The 18,682-nt window shown below is 58.1% G+C and carries 17 protein-coding genes; 11 read left to right on the forward strand and 6 right to left on the reverse strand.

Annotated features, from left to right (window positions below):
- Together ACFWW4_RS00140 and ACFWW4_RS00145 are read right to left on the reverse strand one after the other, a co-directional pair.
- A complete protein-coding gene (locus ACFWW4_RS00140) occupies positions 1-1,542 on the reverse strand; it encodes an alanine/glycine:cation symporter family protein (protein ID WP_411889003.1) in 1,542 nt (513 codons plus the stop codon).
- An 11-nt stretch (positions 1,543-1,553) separates the two neighbouring features.
- The gene (locus ACFWW4_RS00145) at positions 1,554-1,994 is read right to left on the reverse strand and encodes a universal stress protein (RefSeq protein WP_411889004.1); all 441 of its coding nucleotides are present in this window, start codon (positions 1,992-1,994) and stop codon (positions 1,554-1,556) included.
- 425 nt (positions 1,995-2,419) lie between these two features.
- Here ACFWW4_RS00145 and ACFWW4_RS00150 point away from each other — a divergent pair, with 425 nt between their 5' ends.
- From ACFWW4_RS00150 to ACFWW4_RS00160, 3 genes are all read left to right on the forward strand, one after another.
- Positions 2,420-4,294 carry a putative bifunctional diguanylate cyclase/phosphodiesterase gene (locus tag ACFWW4_RS00150; RefSeq protein ID WP_411889005.1) on the forward strand — a complete coding sequence of 625 codons (1,875 nt, stop codon included), beginning with the start codon at positions 2,420-2,422 and terminating at the stop codon, positions 4,292-4,294.
- Positions 4,295-4,315: 21 nt separating this feature from the next.
- Positions 4,316-5,971 carry an energy-dependent translational throttle protein EttA gene (ettA, locus tag ACFWW4_RS00155; protein ID WP_411889006.1) on the forward strand — a complete coding sequence of 552 codons (1,656 nt, stop codon included), beginning with the start codon at positions 4,316-4,318 and terminating at the stop codon, positions 5,969-5,971.
- Between the two features lie 522 nt (positions 5,972-6,493).
- Positions 6,494-6,688: a hypothetical protein gene (locus tag ACFWW4_RS00160; RefSeq protein ID WP_393927547.1), complete on the forward strand. Its 195-nt coding sequence runs from the start codon at positions 6,494-6,496 to the stop codon at positions 6,686-6,688.
- A 3-nt stretch (positions 6,689-6,691) separates the two neighbouring features.
- Here ACFWW4_RS00160 and ACFWW4_RS00165 read toward each other — a convergent pair whose 3' ends face one another.
- The 4 genes from ACFWW4_RS00165 to ACFWW4_RS00180 form a co-directional block, all read right to left on the reverse strand.
- Positions 6,692-7,087 (reverse strand): BrnA antitoxin family protein, encoded by a 396-nt coding sequence (locus ACFWW4_RS00165; RefSeq protein WP_411889007.1) that lies wholly within the window; start codon positions 7,085-7,087, stop codon positions 6,692-6,694.
- Positions 7,088-7,203: 116 nt separating this feature from the next.
- Positions 7,204-7,881: a GntR family transcriptional regulator gene (locus ACFWW4_RS00170; protein WP_411889008.1), complete on the reverse strand. Its 678-nt coding sequence runs from the start codon at positions 7,879-7,881 to the stop codon at positions 7,204-7,206.
- Positions 7,862-8,896, reverse strand: a complete 1,035-nt coding sequence (locus ACFWW4_RS00175) for a Gfo/Idh/MocA family protein (protein WP_411889009.1) — start codon at positions 8,894-8,896, stop codon at positions 7,862-7,864. Before ACFWW4_RS00175 ends, ACFWW4_RS00170 begins: the two co-directional genes overlap by 20 nt.
- Positions 8,893-9,981, reverse strand: coding sequence for an isocitrate/isopropylmalate dehydrogenase family protein (locus ACFWW4_RS00180; RefSeq protein WP_411889010.1), 1,089 nt, complete (start codon positions 9,979-9,981; stop codon positions 8,893-8,895). The genes ACFWW4_RS00175 and ACFWW4_RS00180 overlap by 4 nt, the downstream gene beginning before the upstream one ends.
- 97 nt (positions 9,982-10,078) lie before the next feature.
- On the opposite strand from ACFWW4_RS00180, the gene ACFWW4_RS00185 reads away from it, so the two are divergent.
- From ACFWW4_RS00185 to ACFWW4_RS00220, 8 genes are all read left to right on the forward strand, one after another.
- Positions 10,079-11,077 (forward strand): Bug family tripartite tricarboxylate transporter substrate binding protein, encoded by a 999-nt coding sequence (locus ACFWW4_RS00185; protein WP_411889011.1) that lies wholly within the window; start codon positions 10,079-10,081, stop codon positions 11,075-11,077.
- A 66-nt stretch (positions 11,078-11,143) separates the two neighbouring features.
- Positions 11,144-11,890 (forward strand): hypothetical protein, encoded by a 747-nt coding sequence (locus tag ACFWW4_RS00190; protein WP_411889012.1) that lies wholly within the window; start codon positions 11,144-11,146, stop codon positions 11,888-11,890.
- Positions 11,890-13,395 carry a tripartite tricarboxylate transporter permease gene (locus ACFWW4_RS00195; RefSeq protein WP_411889013.1) on the forward strand — a complete coding sequence of 502 codons (1,506 nt, stop codon included), beginning with the start codon at positions 11,890-11,892 and terminating at the stop codon, positions 13,393-13,395. Before ACFWW4_RS00190 ends, ACFWW4_RS00195 begins: the two co-directional genes overlap by 1 nt.
- Entirely contained in the window at positions 13,395-13,685 is a 291-nt protein-coding gene (locus tag ACFWW4_RS00200; RefSeq protein ID WP_411889014.1) for a putative quinol monooxygenase, read from the forward strand. Before ACFWW4_RS00195 ends, ACFWW4_RS00200 begins: the two co-directional genes overlap by 1 nt.
- On the forward strand, positions 13,682-14,473 hold the full coding sequence (locus tag ACFWW4_RS00205; protein WP_411889015.1) for an N-acyl homoserine lactonase family protein: 792 nt from the start codon (positions 13,682-13,684) through the stop codon (positions 14,471-14,473). Before ACFWW4_RS00200 ends, ACFWW4_RS00205 begins: the two co-directional genes overlap by 4 nt.
- A gap of 241 nt (positions 14,474-14,714) precedes the next feature.
- Positions 14,715-16,451: an ABC transporter substrate-binding protein gene (locus tag ACFWW4_RS00210; RefSeq protein WP_411889016.1), complete on the forward strand. Its 1,737-nt coding sequence runs from the start codon at positions 14,715-14,717 to the stop codon at positions 16,449-16,451.
- 81 nt (positions 16,452-16,532) lie between these two features.
- Complete coding sequence (locus tag ACFWW4_RS00215; RefSeq protein ID WP_411889017.1) at positions 16,533-17,606, forward strand: ABC transporter ATP-binding protein; 1,074 nt, start codon at positions 16,533-16,535, stop codon at positions 17,604-17,606.
- Entirely contained in the window at positions 17,606-18,679 is a 1,074-nt protein-coding gene (locus ACFWW4_RS00220; RefSeq protein WP_411889018.1) for an ABC transporter ATP-binding protein, read from the forward strand. The genes ACFWW4_RS00215 and ACFWW4_RS00220 overlap by 1 nt, the downstream gene beginning before the upstream one ends.
- Positions 18,680-18,682 lie beyond the last annotated feature (3 nt).

The raw sequence follows: 18,682 nt of genomic DNA on the forward strand, positions 1-18,682 counted from the left end.
CTAATGCTTGTGCTTGACGATCTCGCCCGACTTCAGGCGACCGAAATAGCTGTTCATTTCGCGCTTCACGATCGGCATCAGGAAGTAGAGCGCCGTGATGTTCACCACCGCCATCGCAAAGATCATCGCGTCAGAGAAGTTGATGACCTCAGTCAAATCTGCTGCAGCGCCGATTATGATGAAGACACAGAAGATCACCTTGAAAACGATCTCCTTCGCACTCCCTTCCCCGAACAGATAGGTCCAGGCCTTCAGGCCGTAATAGGACCAACTGATCATGGTCGAGAAGGCGAACAGGATCACCGCAATCGCCAGAACGTAAGGAAACCAGCTGAACCCGGTGGCAAAGGCCGCCGATGTCAACTGCACGCCGGACGAACCATCAGCCGTCTGGATCGATGTGCCCGCCTCGTTCAGCACATAGATGCCCGCCGCCTCGTCAAAGACCAGCACACCGGAAATCGTGATGACCAGCGCGGTCATCGTACAGATCACCACAGTGTCGATGAAAGGCTCCAACAGGGAAACGACGCCTTCGGTGATCGGCTCTTTGGTGCGCACGGCAGAGTGTGCGATGGCCGCAGAACCCACGCCAGCCTCGTTCGAAAACGCCGCCCGCTTGAAGCCCTGGATCAATGCACCGACAAAGCCGCCAGCAACACCCAGCCCGGTAAAGGCCCCGGCAAAGATCTGGCCGAACGCCCAGCCGATCTTGTCATAGTTCACCAACAGAATGATCAGCGCCACGACGACATACATGATGCCCATGAACGGCACGACTTTTTCGGTGACGCGGGCAATGGATTTGATCCCGCCGACGATCACCAGAAACACAATCACTGCAAAGACAAGGCCGGTGATCCATCCCGGATAATCACCCGTGATCCCCGAAATCTGCGCATGTGCCTGATTGGCCTGGAACATGTTGCCCCCGCCCAGCGCACCCAGGATACAGAAGATCGAAAACAGGATGGCCAGGATACCACCACCCGGTAGGCCGCGTTCCTTGAACCCCTTGGTCATATAGTACATCGGGCCACCCGAAACGGTGCCATCAGGGTATTCGTTGCGGTATTTCACACCCAGCGTACATTCGGTGAATTTCGACGCCATCCCCAGCAGACCCGCCAGGATCATCCAGAACGTGGCACCCGGCCCGCCGATCCCGACAGCCACGGCAACACCAGCGATATTCCCCAGGCCCACTGTGCCTGACAAAGCTGTGGCGAGGGCCTGAAAGTGGCTGACCTCACCCGCATCGTTCGGGTCGGAATAGTCACCCTTCACCAGCGATATGGCATGACCAAAGGCACGCAACTGGATCAGGCCAAAATAGATGGTGAACACCGATGCACCAATCACGAGCCACATCACGATCCACGGGAAATCGGTCCCCGGCAGGTTCATGAAGATCAGATTGACGAACCAGCCGGTCGAACCGGCGAACACCTCGTTGATGCGGTCATCGATTGATGCCTCCTGCGCGGCAGCCGCGACAGGTGACAAGGCGGCCATCAGGGCCGCAAGCGTAAATCTTTTCATTGTCTTTCCCCTCACGGAATGATTGTCACAGGGATCGACGCCGAAGCGACCAACCGGCCTGTCACACCACCAAAAACCCGTTCTTTCAGGCCACGTGCACCGACACGACCCACGATGATCTGTGCGGCACCATGCTCTTTGGCCAGATTGTCCAGTATTTCAGCCACGTCACCATGCTTGACCACGCCAACCACGGTGAACCCTTCGTCGGTTGTGGTCTTTACAGCGGGGTCCAAAACCCTGTTATGGGCCATGCTGATTTCTTCTTCACGACGCTTGTGGCGTTGTTCGTTTTCCTCCGGGGTCTGGAAGGAGAAGGGCGACCATTCGATCACGTAACACAGCACGATCGTGCAGTCCCCTGCGGCTTTCGCCCGTTCCTTGGCAAAGGCCAGCGCCCTTTCGCCCGCATCAGAGCCGTCGAGCCCGACGACATAAGTTGTCTTTGACATTGTTTAGTCCCTGTTGCTGTTTCGGGTCGTGTGTCGGACAAAGCCGACCAAAGCACCGGTTTCTGCCGACCGGTCTGGGGTCATCATACGCCAATGCAACAGGTATGGCGAAAAAACTTTCCAAACGGCGGTATTCCAGTCCAAGTTACAAGGCATTTATGGTTTTGCAGATCAGAACGCCTGCATTTTCATCACAGGCAGTCGTTTGATCTTACACTCCCAGACCGGAAACAGCGCTGTTATTCACCACTTTTGCAACTTTTAGACATGTTTTATTGCATGAAAAACTATCTTAAGTTGTTGATCCAAGACTGATTAGCGCTTCTGTCGCGCGGCGAAAGAAGCCACGGCTTAACGCTTTTTACATGCCCCGGATGCTAGCCATTGACCGCCTGAACGACAGAAAACCCCGAATGATCACCTGGATGTCCATCATTGCAGCCATTGGTATGGCAACTGGCTTCGTCGGTCTGGCTTGGCTGATCGGGAAACGGATGAAATGGCCTGTTGTGACCGCACCGGTGACTGACGGCGGCCCGACTGACCTGGAACGGTTTTATCCGGTCATCGCCATCGACCATACCAGCGACGGGATGTTGATCATGAGCATGAACGGGATCATTCTGTGGATGAACCCTGCCTATTGCCGGATCATGGGATACCAGGCGCATGAGATGCTTGGACGCAACCCTCTCAGCTTTGCGTTGCCGCCCGAAGAAACTCCGGACGCCGAATTCGTGCGCAACTTCCGCTTTGTGCGTGAGGCATACGAAAAAAGCGGACTGCAACTCTATCGCAATGTTCGCAAAAATGGGGAGTTGTTCTGGAACCAGATCAGCGTGTCCTTTCACACGACAGATCAGAACCAGCAATATGCCGTTCTGGTCTGCAGGGATGTCACCACTAATATCGAAAAGGAACAGGCGCTTGAGGCGGCAAGCCGGGAACTGGCCTATATCGCGGCACATGATGATCTGACGGGCGCTGCCAACCGGGCAGAGCTGTCCCGGTTCGTCGAGGCCGCTCTCACGACCGCGCAGGACACCGATAGCAAGATCGGGTTGCTGCATATCGACCTCGATAAATTCAAGCAGATCAACGACACCTATGGCCATCCTGCGGGCGATGCGGTTCTTGTCGCAACGGCGGAACGGTTGCGGGCGGAAACCCGTGACACTGATCTGGTTGCGCGCATGGGCGGGGATGAATTTGTGGTGGTGTGCACCGGCCTGCAGACCCTGACAGACCTTAGAAATGTCGGGAAGGCCCTGATCAAAGCGGTGACCAAGCCAATCCCGTGGCAGAACAGCACGCTGAACTTCGGTGCCAGTATCGGCGCGGCCCTGTCAAACGACACGATCAAATCCGCCAATGACATGCTGATCCAATCCGACTTTGCACTTTATGATGTCAAACGGACAGGGCGTGGGCGTGTGGCGACCTATAATGCTGAGCTTCACCGCCGCTATACACAAGCCGCCGCGCGCGAGACGGCGCTGGTTCAGGCGATCCGCGACAAGGCGCTGACATTCCACTTTCACCCTGTTGTGGCCCCGCAGCCGGGTGTTGTGCGCGGGCTTGAAACCCTGGTTCGGTGGGAGCATCCGACCGAAGGCTTGATGTCGCCGGACATATTGCTGCCGCTGGCGCAATCGCTTGGCCTGATGGCCGATCTCGACTTTCTGGCCATGAACGCCGCCCTTGATATGAAAACCCGCCTGAATGCTGCCGGTCATGCCGACGTGCTGGTCAGCTTCAACACCTCGCCCGAGGTCCTGTCGCATACCGACTTCTGCCAGAAACTTCTGTCCGGGCTCGCCTTTCGGGACCTGACCCCCGATGATGTCATCGTCGAAGTGCTTGAAACCGTCGTGTTCGAAAACCAGGGCGGTGCCACACCATTCACCCAAATCGTGGCAGATCTGAATGACGCCGGCATCTTCACCGTGCTGGATGATTTCGGCAGCGGCAATGCGGGGATTGCCCAACTCGCCAAACTTGCCATCAAGGGCGTCAAGTTCGACAAATCCATCGGGATGAGTATCCTGACAGACCAGACCATGGAAGTTGTCTATAAAACGCTGGTCGGGCTGTGCAACGAACTCGACCTGCGCATGGTCACTGAAGGGGTCGAAACCGAAGCACAGGCAGAGCGCCTGCGCGAACTGGGCTGCACCAACATTCAGGGCTTTTTGGTCACCAAACCCCTGCCCTCCGACGCCATCCTGCAGTGGCTTGACCACTACACCGCTTCTGCGATTGCCCCTGACGACGCCCCCCGCTATCTAAAGGCCAATTGAACCACTCGCGGAGCGTCCCCAATGGCCAGCAATCAATTCGTCTATTTCATGGATGGCGTGTCCAAAACCTATCCCGGCGGCAAGAAGGTGTTCGAAAACATCCGGCTGAACTTTTTGCCAGGGGTCAAGATTGGGGTCGTGGGCGTGAACGGCACAGGTAAATCCACTCTGATGCGGATCATGGCGGGGCAAGACAAGGATTTCCAGGGTGAGGCTTGGGCCGCCGAAGGCGCGCGCGTCGGCTACCTGCCACAGGAACCCGAACTCGACCCGAACCTGACCGTCCGTGAAAACGTCATGCTGGGTGTGGCCGACAAAAAGGCGATCCTGGATCGCTATAACGAAGTCGCCATGAACTATTCCGAAGAAACCGCCGACGAAATGGCCCAGCTTCAAGATGAGATCGACAGCCAAAACCTCTGGGACCTCGACGCTCAAATCGACATCAGCATGGAGGCGCTGCGCTGCCCCCCCGACGACGCCGATGTGACCACCCTGTCAGGCGGTGAAAAACGCCGGGTCGCGCTTTGCAAACTGCTGCTCGATGCGCCTGACATGCTGCTGCTCGACGAACCGACCAACCACCTTGACGCGGAAACCATCGCCTGGCTGCAGCAACACCTGATCGAATACAAGGGCACGATCCTGATCGTCACCCACGACCGGTATTTCCTAGATGCGATCACCGGCTGGATCCTCGAACTCGACCGCGGGTCGGGCATCCCCCACGAAGGCAACTATTCAAGCTGGCTCGAAGCCAAGGCAAAGCGTCTGGAACGCGAAGCGAAGGATGACAAATCCAAACAGCGGACCCTCGCCCGCGAACTGGAATGGATGCGGCAGGGCGCCAAGGCGCGGCAGGCCAAATCCAAGGCCCGGATCGCGTCCTACAACGAGCTCGCCAACCAGTCCGAGCGCGAAAAAATGGGCCGCGCCCAGATCATCATCCCCAATGGCCCCCGGCTGGGCTCCAAGGTGATCGAAGTCGACGGGATAAAGAAACACATGGGCGACAAGCTCCTGATCGAAAACCTGTCCTTTGACCTGCCCCCCGGCGGCATCGTCGGCGTGATCGGGCCAAACGGCGCGGGCAAATCCACGCTGTTTTCCATGCTCACGGGTCAGGCCGAACCGGACGAAGGCACCGTAGAATACGGCGATACCGTCAAACTGTCCTATGTGGATCAGTCACGCGATGCGCTGAACCCGGACGCCACCGTATGGGAAGAAATCACCGGCGGCGCGGAAATCATCCCGCTTGGCGACGCGCAGATGAACTCGCGCGCCTACTGCTCCGCCTTCAACTTCAAAGGCGGCGACCAGCAGAAGAAAGTCGGGCTGCTGTCAGGTGGTGAACGTAACCGTGTCCACATGGCGAAGCTGCTGAAATCCGGCGGCAACGTCCTCCTCCTCGACGAACCGACGAACGATCTGGACGTCGAAACGCTGCGCGCGCTCGAAGACGCGCTGGTCAGTTTTGCGGGCTGCGCAGTGGTGATCAGCCACGACCGGTTTTTCCTCGACCGGATCTGCACCCATATCCTCGCCTTCGAAGGGGATGCCCATGTGGAATGGTTCCAGGGCGCGTTCACCGATTACGAAGAAGACAAGAAACGCAGGCTCGGCGCCGACGCGCTGGAACCCAAACGGATGAAGCACAAGAAATTCGTGCGGTAGATGCGAGGTGGGGTTCCACCCCACCTCTGCCTTCAAGGATCGCGAAAACCGGGATTTTATCGCGCCCCACCGCATGCCATACGCGCGATCTCCTGCCGGCAGCGTCCAGATCGCAAGCATATGATCCGGCAAAACCACCCAGGCATCGACGTTCACGGGGTGGTCCTGCAGCGTCTGTTTGACCGACTGACGCAAACGGCCCACCTCATCCACCAAAAGCGTGCTGCCCTTTCGGACAAGGGCAACGGTAAAAAAGACGGTGGCACCCGTCACCTTGGGTCTGCGATAACACGACATGGGGCCATTGCGCCGGAAATTGGTTAAGGCCCGGTCAACCGGACACCAGGGGATGCCTGCTATCGCAATTGTTCACCAGCACAGGACAATCCTGCGATTCGTGGCATGACCCGACGTCAGATGAACAGCCGTTCATCATATCTGCGCGAAATCTGCGCAAATTCCCCTCATTTTTGCCACCTTCTGGCAGCTAGATGAAATCAAGCGAAGATGAAGGACGGACAAATGGCTGTAGTTGCAATGATGTTGGGAAGTATCGCGGCGCTGATGACGACGCTGATCTTTCACCTGCTCATCGGCCTGAACCTGGGTCAGGCGGTCACCGTCTATTTCGGCACCGGATTCATGACGATCGCGCTTGCCATCGCCGTGGCCCGTATCTCGTTCAGCGCAGCCAAGCCTGCGCGCATCGCCGACTGACGGCTACGCCACCCCAGATCCGAACCCAATCGCTGGTTTGCCTTCCGCGCGCCGTGCATCATCCTTGTCATTGAGCGTTTTCATTCGCGCATAGACCGCCTCTTCCACCCGCAAAGCCTCACCGATTTTCATATTGGCCCATAGCGCCAATATGCGACTGATCCGCGCCTGATATCCCGGCCCCATCGCGCGATAGAATTTCGCGACGCTGTCATCCAGCCGCAAAGTGATCTTTGTCTTGGGTTCTTCCACATCCAGATCATGTTCCAGCGTGTGCCAGGCTAATGGCACCTTGTCGCGCAGCTCCAGCGACAGATCGCTGTTTTCCAGCGTTTCCTGCTGCAGGAATCGGATCATCCCCTGACGGGCAATACGGTCGGCTTTGGACATACGGGGCATGGGCGTCTCCTTTTGACACCATCCTGCATCCTGCGGGTTAAGGGGGTCCCAAGCAACCGTCCGTTGGGGTCCGACGTTTTGCCGACGCAAATCCGACGCGATGCCGACCGCGATTTTTACAGCATATGAAGCCGGTTCTGTTTCAGAAGATTGATCAGCACATCCTTGGCGCCGGCCCGGTGTGTGGCATGAATTTCGCGCGCCCGCGCCGCATCGCCGGCCCGGATCGCATTAACCACATCGCGATGATCCTTGTTCGATTGCAGCGGCAGGGGCCGCATATGCAACGTCACCGATTTGGCCCGCCGGACCTGATCGGCCATGCGCGCGACAATCGCCATAACCCGCGAATTGCCGCCCAGCCGGACCAGTTCGGTATGGAACCGGTCATCCGCTTCGGCCCAGGCGTCGCGGTCTTCGGCGGCAAGGGCGGTTTCCATATCTTCAATCGTTTTTTCCAGCGTTTTCAAGTCTTTGACGCTATAGCCCCGCCCGGCCGCATCGGCGGCGGCCATGCTTTCCAGCTCGGTCAGCACGTCATAGATTTCTTCCATATCGCGCACGGAAATCGGCAGGATGCGCACCCCCTTGCGCGCCCGCACCTCCAACAGCCCCTGCCCTTCCAGCGTCAGCGCCGCCTCTCGTACCGGCGTGCGCGACATCCCCAGCCGCATGGCCAATTCGCTTTCCAGATGGTCGGACCCGGCGGGCAACTCTCCTGAAAAGATCAGTTTTCGCAGTTCTTCGACGGCGATGGCAGAATTGCTTTTGGATTTAGTCGGGTTCGGGGCCATGATCGTCGAGCTCCACTTTCCTGTGTGTCATGTCTGACCGATAAATTGCCTCCTCGATCTTGATGACACTCAGATACTCGGACGCGGTATTCTCAAACTCTAGTCCGTCCAGAAGGCCCGAAATCACGTGTAATTGCAAGGCATGCGTACAATCTCCGCCAAATCCGTCATGTGTGTCGGGGGCCAGAAGTATCTGTTCCTCCTGCGTCCTGAAGCGGCGCAAGATGACCGCACCGTCGCCCCCAAGGGTCAATGTGCCCTTTGTCCCCTCAAACAAGCCGTCGCCCATTGTGCGCCGTGTGTTGTCGGCCCTGTGATCCAGACAGCGGTTGCCATCCAAGAGGGCCCGCGCGCCCGTTGGGAAATCGAAGATGACATAACCTGCGTCCTCTCCGGCGATGGACGGGTTGATCTGGCGTAGGTCGGCATAGACGTGGCTGGGTTCGCCCAACAGGTACCTAAACGTGTCAATGTAGTGGACGCCGGTTTCGTGGATCAGGAACCGCTGCATGTCACGAAAGGACGGCTGACGATCCAGATAGGCGTCCGGCCCCTGCCCATCGCCGGGGCGCAGACGGAAGGTCACTTGCAACACATCGCCGATTGTCCCGGCCTCCAGGGCCTGCCGGATACAACGAAACCACGGTTGAAACCGGAAGTTTTCATGGACAATCAACGGAATGCCAGCCTTTTGCGCAAGACCAGCCATCGTCCGCGCCTCGTCCAGATCGCGGCAAAAGGGTTTCTGGCAGATAATCGCCCGAACCCCGGCCGCAAGCCCCGCGCGGATCGTTACCGCATGGCCCTGTGGCGGCAGGATGATGTCCAGAATGTCCGGTCTAACCTTTGCCAGCATGGTTTGCAGATCGTCAAAGGCCGGGGCGCCCGTCGCCGCGGCCTTGGCCAGATCATGATCACAGACGCCGACCAGGGTCGTGCGCGGCATGCGTTTCCAACTGCCGATATGGAACTGGCTGAAATAGCCCGCCCCGACACAGGCAACCCGCAAGGTCATGTATCCAGCATCGCACGCACGGCATCAGCTGCGTCGGCCGTGCTGGCTGCCCCGCCAAAATCCGGCGTCAGGATTTCGCCCTTTCGCATCACAGCCTCAACCGCGTCGCGCAGCCTGACACCATCGCGGGTGAGCGCCGCCACGTTATGCCGCTGGCCCAGCCATTCCAGCATCATCGAAGCAGACAGAATCATGGCCATCGGGTTTGCCTTGCCCTGACCCGCGATATCCGGGGCAGAACCGTGACACGGCTGGAACACCGCATGATCCAGCCCGATATCGGCAGAGGGTGCCATGCCCAGCCCACCCATCAGGCCTGCCCCGAGATCGGACAATATATCGCCAAACATGTTTTCGGTGACGAGCACATCGAAATCCCAGGGTTTCTGCACCATCCAGAGCGCGGTCGCATCCACATAGGCGTGATCGGCAATGAGCTCCGGAAAATCCTTTGCCTGTTCATCAAAGATGCTGCGAAAAAAGGCAAAGGCGCGGAACACATTGGCCTTGTCCACACAGGTGACCCGGCCCCGCCCGCGACCTTGTGTCTTGCGCCCTTGGGCCAGTTCGAATGCAAATCGAAACAGCTTTTCCGAGGTTGCGCGCGTGATCCGCAATGTCTCGCGCGCGTCGTCCTCTGTCACCTCGCCGGTACCTTGCGAGTAGAACAATCCTTCGGTGCTTTCGCGGATCAGCACAAAATCAATCTCGCGCCCTTCCGGCAGCTTCAACGGCGTATGCTGACCAGGCATGACCCGAACCGGGCGGACCCCGGCAAAAAGATCAAAGGCCTTACGCAGATCAATCTGTGGCGAAATCTCGGTGCCGTCTTGGTATCGCACATCCGGCAATCCCATGGCCGACAGCAGGATCGCATCGGCCGCACGGGCAGCTTCAAGCGATGCGGCAGGCAGGCTTTCACCGGTTTGCGCATAGTGGGCGGCTCCGGCAGGCAGCGTTTCAAACAGGAGATTATAGTCAGGCGATGCGGCAGATAAATGCTGCAATATCCCAACTGTCGGCTTCATGATCTCGGGTCCGATCCCGTCGCCATCAAAGACTGCGATGCGAAATGTCTGCGTCATGATCCACCCTGCTGGTTACTCAAATATTGACAATGCATACATTAGTGAATACGCAGAGATATGCAACGAGTAAAGCCTATCCATTGGGAGGATAAAAATGAAAGCGATTATTGCAAGCGCCGCTGCGGCGTTGACGTTTCTGTCAGCGACAGCGCAAGCACAGGAATACCCTTTTCGGGACATCACGACCGCCGTGGTCTGGGGCGCTGGCGGAGGGACTGACAGCATCAACCGGATGATCATGGCCGAGATGGAAAAGCATCTGCCTGTCAGCATCAATGTGATCAACCAAACCGGCGGCGTGGCCGGATCCAATGGCATGGTTTACGTGCAAAATCAGCCCGATGACGGCTATACGCTTGTGGGATTGTCGGAATCCAATGTGACCGCCGCGGTTCAGGGCGGCTGGGATCAGAAATTTGATTTCTGGTATCCGTTTATTGTCGGTGGTTCGCCCGACCTGATCTCGGTTCCCGCTGACAGCCCCTACAACACATTGGAAGAACTGGTTGATGCCGCCAAGGCCGCGCCGGGAACAATCCCGGCTGCCGCGTCCGGGGCAGGCTCGATCCATCATCTGAACCTGCTGGCGATCGAGAACGGGGCCGATGCCACGTTCAAATTCATCCCCTATGAAGGCTCTGCTGCAGGCCAAGAGGCCGCGATGGCGGGCGAGGTTGCATTGGTTGTGACCTCCCTTGCCGAACAGGCCCCGCTGATCGAAGGGGGTAAGTTGAAGCCATTGGCGATGCTGACCCCTGATGCGGCTGAATTCAACGGCAGCACCATTCCGTCAGCCTTCGACATCTATGACGGTCTGGACCAATACCTGCCACTGAAACAGGCGATTGGCTTTGCCGTGCATGATTCCGCCAGTGACGAGGTGAAGGCAGCGCTGACCGACGCCTTTGACAGGGCCATCGCATCTGACACCGTTGCCGCCTGGGCCGCTGCCAACAATTACGATGTGGGCGGCCAATCCGGTGAAGAGGCGCAGGCGCTGTTCAGCAAGCTGGAATCGACATTCGCCTATACCTTGCAGGAACTGGGCGCGACCTCGGTCGACCCGATGTCGCTTGGCATTGAAAGACCCTGAGGCCACTCAGCAAGACCAAAGGGGGCGTCTGGCTGGCGCCCCTTCACCTGTCTGGGGGAGAGGCAGATGACCGACGACGAAAAGGCAATTCTGCGCGCACGCGACTTCTGGGGCGGGCTTTGCCTGCTGGTAACCTCCCTTTTCTTTTTGTGGAAAACCAGTGCGATCCCGCTGTTTGGCGAAAACCGCGCCGGGGTCAGCGGGGCGGACTGGTATAACTCTGCCGCCATTGTGCCGTTGGGCATCTGGACGGCCATGCTGGTGCTGTCGCTGATCCTGTTGGCAATTGCCGTCCGCGATGGCGGGGCGAGGCGGGCAATGACCGCTGCAGGCATCGGGTGGGACCCGGCCGAGGCGATCCGCATCGCCACCATCGCCGTTATTCTGGTCTTTTACATCTTTGCCATGGTCCCGCGTGTCGATTTCATCATCTGTAGCGGCTGCCTGATCACTGCGTTGATCTTTGGTTATCACGGCGGCCATGTCGACCGTATGCTGACGGCGGCCGGAGCATTTGTGATTGGTGGGCTTTATCCGCTGATCATGCATTTCCCCCAATCCCAATGGAACAGCCCGCATGATGATGATTGGGTCGTGCTGGGCATCTGGGTTATTTTGACCCTTTGGGCGTTGATCAAAGGCCGGGGTCGCGTTGCCAGCGCCATCCCCTGGATCGCCGTGATTGTGCCGCTTGTGCTGGTTTGCGCGATGGCCTTTGGGTTTCGTCAGAACGTACCCAATCGCGGCGGTCTGATCTTTTCCCAGATCGAATATCACTACTACGTCAATATCAGATCACTGTGGCGCAATTGATGGAGTTCGCGCTGACGCAACTGGCCGGTTTCGGCGGGGCATTTTGGGACCTGATCACGGACCCGGTCGCCTATGTCTACATTGTGGTGTCGGTGTTTCTGGGCATCGTCTTTGGTGCCTTGCCCGGCCTGACGGCGACGCTCGCTGTTACCATCCTGACCGGGTTTTTCGGCAACAAGATCCCGTTGGACTATTCGCTGATCGCGCTTTTGGGGGCGTATGTCGGGGCGATTTATGGCGGGTCTTATCCATCCATCTTGCTGAACATTCCCGGTACGGCAGCCAGTGCTGCAACCGCCATGGACGGGCATCCACTGGCCAAGGCTGGACGCGGCGCCGAAGCGTTGGGTCTGACCACCACCGCCAGCTTTATCGGGACGCTGATCGGCACGCTGGCCCTGCTAATTTTCGTATGGCTTTTGCTGCTGATCAGCCAGTCCATTGCCAGCCCGGAAAAGGCGTTGCTGGCCTTGTTTGGTATCCTGTTGTCGGGAACTTTGATGAGCGAGGACATCGTGATCAAAGGCTGGATTGCCGGGCTGGCGGGGCTGGCCATGGCGATGGTCGGTCTTGATCCGCTATTGTCAGAGCCGCGGTATACCTTTGGCTGGTCTTACTTTTTTTCAGGGTTTCAGGTGGTGCCCGTGCTGATGGGTGCCTTTGCTGTGCCCCAGATCATCGACGGTCTGCGACATATGGATATGGGCCAGATCATCAGCCTGAAGGGGCGCATTCTGCCGAACCTGCCGGTGATACGCCGACATATGCCGACGATCGCACGCTCGGGTGTCATCGGCACCGGTGTCGGCGCCTTGCCCGGTGTTGGCGAGGATGTGGCAGGCTGGGTCAGTTACGGGGTAGGCAAATCCGTCAGTTCAGATGGCAAGAATTTCGGCAAAGGATCAATGGAAGGATTGCTGAGCTCTGAGACTGCCAACAACGCTTGCATCGGCGGTGCGCTGATCCCGCTTTTGGTTCTCGGCATCCCCGGTTCACCCCCTGCGGCGGCGCTGATGGGGGCGTTTAAGCTTAACAACATCATCCCGGGGCCCACCATTGACCCGGCCATCATTCTGCGGGTGGTGGCAATCATGGTTCTGGCCTCTTTCACCATGTTCCTGATGGGGCTGTTTACGGCCAGGATATTCATCCAGATCCTGCGCATCCCGCAAACCGTGTTCTTGCCTGTCGTCATGGTGCTGACAACAATCGGATCGTTCAGCGTGGGCGGCGGGATCAATGATCTTTACCTAATGCTTGGCGTCGGGGCCGTCGCCTATTTCATGAACCTGCTGAAATATCCGATTGCGCCGCTGGTCATCGGCGTCATTCTTGGCGGGCTGTTTGATGAAACCTTCCGCCGGTCGTTGCTCTTGTCAGATGGTGATCTTTCGGTTTTTGTCAGCAGACCAGGTGCTGCGATCCTGCTGACGTTGAATATAGCTTTGATTTTGAGCCAAGTACCCGTTGTCAAAAGAGGATTTGCAAAAATAAGGGGGACGTAATGTATGCTGTCTGTGTGATGCTACGGCTGAAACCCGGCAAGCAAGAGGAGTTCATGCCGATGATGCTGAAGAATGCAAAGACCTCCTTGCGGACAGAGCCGGATTGTCACCGTTTCGATGTCGCCACCGACAGCGCGGATCCCGATGCTGTCTTTCTTTACGAGCTTTATACCGACCGGGCCGGGTTTGACGCCCATCTGGCCAGCGAACATTTCCTGATTTTCGACGCCGCCAGCGCGCCGCTACTTGCCGATAAAACCGTTGTGACATTCGACACGGTGATGTCATGAGCGATTGGGAGGTCCACGCGGTCAAATATGCCGACCGAAATGCGCGAACCCGGGCCGACAGTTTTATTTTTGACGACAATCACGATGCCCCCCATCCGATGGATTATTTCATGTGGGTGCTTCGGCGCGACAAACAGGTGATCCTTGTTGATACCGGCTATGACGATGCCGAAGCCGCCAATCGTGACAGGCCCATTCGCATGGACCCGGCAGACGCACTGGCACCGCTGGGCCTGACGCCAGACGATATCACCACCGTGATCGTGACCCATTTGCATTACGATCATGCGGGCGGATTGCATCTGTTTCCCAATGCAACCCTGCATATGCAAGCCGCTGAAATGGCCTATGCCACCGGCCCCTGCATGTGTCACGACACGCTGCGGATGCCGTTCACCGCAGGCCATGTCTGCGAGGCCCTCAAACGGCTTTATTCCGGCAAACTGATCTTCCATGATGGCGAGGCCGAGGTGGCTGATGGGGTCACCGTGCATTGCATCGGCGGTCATTCACGCGGCCTGCAATGCGTGCGGGTCAGGACAGTCGCAGGCTGGCTGGTGCTGGCGTCTGATGCCGCGCATTACTATGAAAACTTTGTCGCGCGAAAACCGTTTCCGATTGTCGTGGATTTGCAGGACATGCTGGACGGATTTGACACGTTGCACCGCCTCGCCTCTGCCCCGACCCTGATTGTTCCAGGGCATGACCCGCTGGTGCGGCGGTATTTTCCATCAGACATCGCAGACCATATCACCCGGTTGGATCATGGGCCCAAACCAGCGACCTGAACCCATCTGTTTCGGGTGAGTCTTCTCACAAAACCGTGATTTGAGGGGGCGGTGATCGCTTGACAGCGGGTCGCCGGGTCCATAAAAGCCAAAGTCGGTCGCATATTTTTTATATAATATTCAATGCCTTAAACCAAACGCCACTAATACTAAGATTTTAGTTTGACAAACCCGCTCAATCGGACCCAAGGTAAGGCAGTCGGCAAAAACCGGCTCACATAATCTCAAGGGAGGAGACAAGATGCGTAAGTATCTGCTCTCCGCAGTCGCGGTCTCTGCCGTGTTTGCGGGGTCCAATTTCGCTGTGGCCGACGAAGCCGCAGCACAGCGTTGGATTGATCAGGAATTCCAGCCATCCACATTATCGAAAGATGAACAGCTGGCTGAAATGCAGTGGTTCATTCAGGCCGCCGAGCCCTATGCCGGTATGGAAATCAACGTCCTGTCGGAAGGCATTCCAACCCATTCCTACGAAAGCGAAGTGCTGACGCGCGCCTTCGAGGAAATCACGGGCATCAAGGTCAATCACCAGATCCTGGGCGAAGGCGAGGTCGTTCAGGCGGTCCAGACCCAGATGCAGACCAACCGGAACCTTTATGATGGTTACGTCAATGACAGTGACCTGATCGGCACCCATTCGCGTCTGCAGCAGGCCTATAACCTGACCGAGATGATGGGCGGCAACTGGGCCGACACCACATCACCAACACTGGACCTTGACGACTTCATGGGCATCCAGTTCACGACCGGTCCGGATGGCAACCTCTATCAGTTGCCGGATCAGCAATTCGCGAACCTTTACTGGTTCCGCAAGGACTGGTTCGACCGCGAAGACCTCAAGGAACAGTTCCAGGCAAAGTACGGCTATGAGCTGGGCGTGCCGGTCAATTGGTCCGCTTACGAGGACATCGCCGAGTTCTTCAGCAACGACGTGCAGGAAATCGACGGCGTGCGCATCTATGGCCATATGGATTACGGTAAGCGCGCGCCGGACCTTGGTTGGCGGATGACCGATGCGTGGCTATCGATGGCCGGTGCCGGGTCCGTGGGCGAACCCAACGGTATCCCGATCGACGAATGGGGCATCCGGATGGAAGCCGGGACCTGTAACCCTGTCGGCGCATCTGTGTCGCGCGGTGGTGCGGCCAATGGGCCGGCAGCGGTTTATGCGATCCGCAAATGGGACGAATGGTTGCGCAACTACGCACCACCCGCTGCGGCAAGCTATGACTTCTACCAGTCACTGCCAGCGCTGGCGCAAGGCAACGTGGCCCAGCAGATTTTCTGGTACACCGCCTTTACCGCCGACATGGTTGCCCCGCAGTCCGCGGGCAACAACACGGTGGATGCCGATGGCAATCCGCTGTGGCGCATGGCCCCTTCCCCGCACGGTCCGTACTGGGAAGAAGGTCAGAAGGTCGGGTATCAGGACGTGGGGTCCTGGACCTTCCTGACATCCACACCGGCTGACCGGGCGCAGGCCGCCTGGCTTTATGCCCAGTTCGTGACGTCCAAGACTGTTGATGTGAAGAAGTCCCATGTGGGTCTGACTTTTATCCGCGACAGTTCGGTCAATCATGAATCCTTCACCGAACGCGCACCGCAACTGGGTGGTCTGGTGGAATTCTACCGCTCACCTGATCGGGTTGCTTGGTCACCGACGGGCATCAACGTGCCTGATTATCCGAAGCTGGCCCAGATCTGGTGGCAGCAGATCGGTGACGTGAACTCTGGCGCGTTCACACCGCAGGAAGCCATGGATCGTCTGGCCGAGGAGATGGACATCACCATGGCCCGGATGCAGCAGGCCGATGAGGCAGCGAATGTCTATGGTGGCTGTGGCCCGCGCCTGAATGAAGAGCGTGACGCGGAATACTGGTTCGCCAATGGCGGTGCCAAACCACCGCTGGAGAACGAGAAGCCGCAGGGCGAGACCGTCAACTATGACGAACTCGTCGCCCGCTGGGCTTCTGAATAAGCTCCCTGTCGGGTGCCGCCTTCGGGTGGCGCCGACACCGGTCGGGGCGTCAGCGCCCCGGCCATTACCAAAGGGCATGTCATGACCATCACACTCAATAAAATCACCAAAGTGGTCGCCGGGCAGACCCATATCAAACCCACATCGCTGACGTTTCAGACCGGGCATTTCAACGTGCTTCTGGGCGAAACCGGCGCGGGCAAGACTTCCCTGATCAAGCTGATGGCAGGCCTTGACCCCATCGCCGCCGGCACGATTGAGATGGATGGTCAGGACGTCACCAAGCTGAGCACGCAGAAGCGGAATATCAGCCTGGTCCACCAGTTTTTTGTCAACTACCCCCATATGACGGTTTTCGACAACATTGCCTCCCCCCTGAAGGTTGCAGGCATGGCGAAATCCGAAATTCAGGGCCGCGTGGAAGAGGCTGCGGATATCCTGCAACTGCGCCCCATGCTGCATCGCCGCCCGCATGAATTGTCCGGTGGACAACAGCAGCGCACGGCGCTGGCCCGCGCGATTGCCAAGGAAAGCCGGGCGGTGTTTCTGGATGAGCCGCTGGCCAATCTTGATTATAAATTGCGCGAGGAATTGCGCGAACAGCTGCCCGAACTTTTCGCGGGGCGTGGGGCCGTGGTGGTTTATGCCACGTCGGAACCGGAAGAGGCGCTGCTGCTGGGCGGGTCCACCGCGCTGATGGATGATGGGAATGTCGCGCAATTCGGCCCCACTGCCGAGATTTATCGCAAGCCGCAGACGCTGACAGCGGCCAAGGTGTTTTCAGATCCGCCGATCAACGTCGCCAAGGTCACCAAAATGGGTAGCACGCTGATCATGGGCGACAGCGCGCGCTGGGATTCCGCCAAGATGAAGGATGCCCCTGACGGCGACTATCACATCGCGGTCCGCCCGCATCATGTGACGCCCAAACCCAGCCCCGCGAACACTGTCAAACTGAACGGTCGCGTGCTGGTCACAGAGCTCAGTGGGTCGGAAAGCAGCGCCCATTTCGCCATGCCGGATGCTGATTGGGTGTCCTTGTCGCATGGTGTGCATCCATATCAGGTGGGCGAGGATCACCCGTTCTACCTCGACCCGTCCGCATGCATGCTCTTCGCCGAAGACGGACAGGTCGTCGCCGGAGGTGCCGTCTGATGGCTAAGATCACGCTCTCTGACCTCAAGCACAGCTATTACGACAACCCCAAAGGGCCGGATGATTACGCGCTCAAAGAAATTGATCTGGAATGGTCCGATGGCGGCGCCTACGCCCTGCTGGGTCCGTCCGGCTGCGGCAAATCCACACTGCTCAACATCATCTCGGGCCTGCTGACGCCGTCGAACGGCAAGATCCTGTTTGATGACAAGGATGTCACCCACCTGCCCCCCAACCAGCGCAACATTGCGCAGGTGTTCCAGTTCCCCGTGATCTACGACACCATGACGGTTTTCGATAACCTCGCCTTTCCTCTGCGGAATCGCGGGGTGGACGAGACGACAGTGAACACCCGCGTCATGGCGATTGCCGAGATGCTGGAAGTCACCGACATGATGGGCAAAAAGGCCGCTGGCCTGTCCCCCGACAACAAGCAAAAGATCAGTATGGGCCGTGGTCTGGTCCGTGACGACGTGAATGTCGTCATGTTTGACGAACCACTCACTGTCATCGACCCGCATCTGAAGTGGAAGCTGCGGTCCAAGCTGAAAGAGCTTCACCAGAAAGTGCGCGCGACGATGATCTACGTCACCCATGACCAGACCGAGGCGCTGACATTCGCCGATCAGGTTGTCGTCATGCAGGACGGTGAGATCGTGCAGATTGGCACGCCGGTGGAGCTCTTTGAACGTCCCGCGCACACGTTTGTGGGCCACTTCATCGGCTCACCGGGGATGAATGTGCTGCCTTGCGAGGTCCGCGATGGCGGGGCGTTTTTCGAAAACACGCTGATCACGCTGGAAGGCGAGATCGAGCAGGGAACGGGCACGGCGCAGATTGGCGTGCGGCCGGAGTTCGTCACACTGGGCGATCATGGTTTGCCTGCAGTTGTGCACAAGGTGTCCGATGTCGGCCGGCACGCGGTGGTCGAGGCCAAGGTCGGCCATGAAACTGTGAAAGCGATTATCGAGGGCGAAGCACCGCTACAGGGAGCCGCCACACATCTGTCATTCGATCCCAGCAAGACGCGGCTTTACCGCGATGGCTGGATCGCGACGAGGGCAGCGGAATGACTG

This window comes from Yoonia sp. SDW83-1, from assembly GCF_046762885.1.
Lineage (GTDB): Bacteria > Pseudomonadota > Alphaproteobacteria > Rhodobacterales > Rhodobacteraceae > Yoonia.

Excerpts from the sequence above, each read along its gene's own strand:
- ACFWW4_RS00140 (WP_411889003.1), bottom strand. The coding sequence starts at position 1,542 with ATGAAAAGATTTACGCTTGCGGCCCTGATGGCCGCCTTGTCACCTGTC.
- ACFWW4_RS00145 (WP_411889004.1), bottom strand. The coding sequence starts at position 1,994 with ATGTCAAAGACAACTTATGTCGTCGGGCTCGACGGCTCTGATGCGGGC.
- ACFWW4_RS00150 (WP_411889005.1), top strand. The coding sequence starts at position 2,420 with ATGTCCATCATTGCAGCCATTGGTATGGCAACTGGCTTCGTCGGTCTG.
- ettA (WP_411889006.1), top strand. The coding sequence starts at position 4,316 with ATGGCCAGCAATCAATTCGTCTATTTCATGGATGGCGTGTCCAAAACC.
- ACFWW4_RS00160 (WP_393927547.1), top strand. The coding sequence starts at position 6,494 with ATGGCTGTAGTTGCAATGATGTTGGGAAGTATCGCGGCGCTGATGACG.
- ACFWW4_RS00165 (WP_411889007.1), bottom strand. The coding sequence starts at position 7,087 with ATGCCCCGTATGTCCAAAGCCGACCGTATTGCCCGTCAGGGGATGATC.
- ACFWW4_RS00170 (WP_411889008.1), bottom strand. The coding sequence starts at position 7,881 with ATGGCCCCGAACCCGACTAAATCCAAAAGCAATTCTGCCATCGCCGTC.
- ACFWW4_RS00175 (WP_411889009.1), bottom strand. The coding sequence starts at position 8,896 with ATGACCTTGCGGGTTGCCTGTGTCGGGGCGGGCTATTTCAGCCAGTTC.
- ACFWW4_RS00180 (WP_411889010.1), bottom strand. The coding sequence starts at position 9,981 with ATGACGCAGACATTTCGCATCGCAGTCTTTGATGGCGACGGGATCGGA.
- ACFWW4_RS00185 (WP_411889011.1), top strand. The coding sequence starts at position 10,079 with ATGAAAGCGATTATTGCAAGCGCCGCTGCGGCGTTGACGTTTCTGTCA.
- ACFWW4_RS00190 (WP_411889012.1), top strand. The coding sequence starts at position 11,144 with ATGACCGACGACGAAAAGGCAATTCTGCGCGCACGCGACTTCTGGGGC.
- ACFWW4_RS00195 (WP_411889013.1), top strand. The coding sequence starts at position 11,890 with ATGGAGTTCGCGCTGACGCAACTGGCCGGTTTCGGCGGGGCATTTTGG.
- ACFWW4_RS00200 (WP_411889014.1), top strand. The coding sequence starts at position 13,395 with ATGTATGCTGTCTGTGTGATGCTACGGCTGAAACCCGGCAAGCAAGAG.
- ACFWW4_RS00205 (WP_411889015.1), top strand. The coding sequence starts at position 13,682 with ATGAGCGATTGGGAGGTCCACGCGGTCAAATATGCCGACCGAAATGCG.
- ACFWW4_RS00210 (WP_411889016.1), top strand. The coding sequence starts at position 14,715 with ATGCGTAAGTATCTGCTCTCCGCAGTCGCGGTCTCTGCCGTGTTTGCG.
- ACFWW4_RS00215 (WP_411889017.1), top strand. The coding sequence starts at position 16,533 with ATGACCATCACACTCAATAAAATCACCAAAGTGGTCGCCGGGCAGACC.
- ACFWW4_RS00220 (WP_411889018.1), top strand. The coding sequence starts at position 17,606 with ATGGCTAAGATCACGCTCTCTGACCTCAAGCACAGCTATTACGACAAC.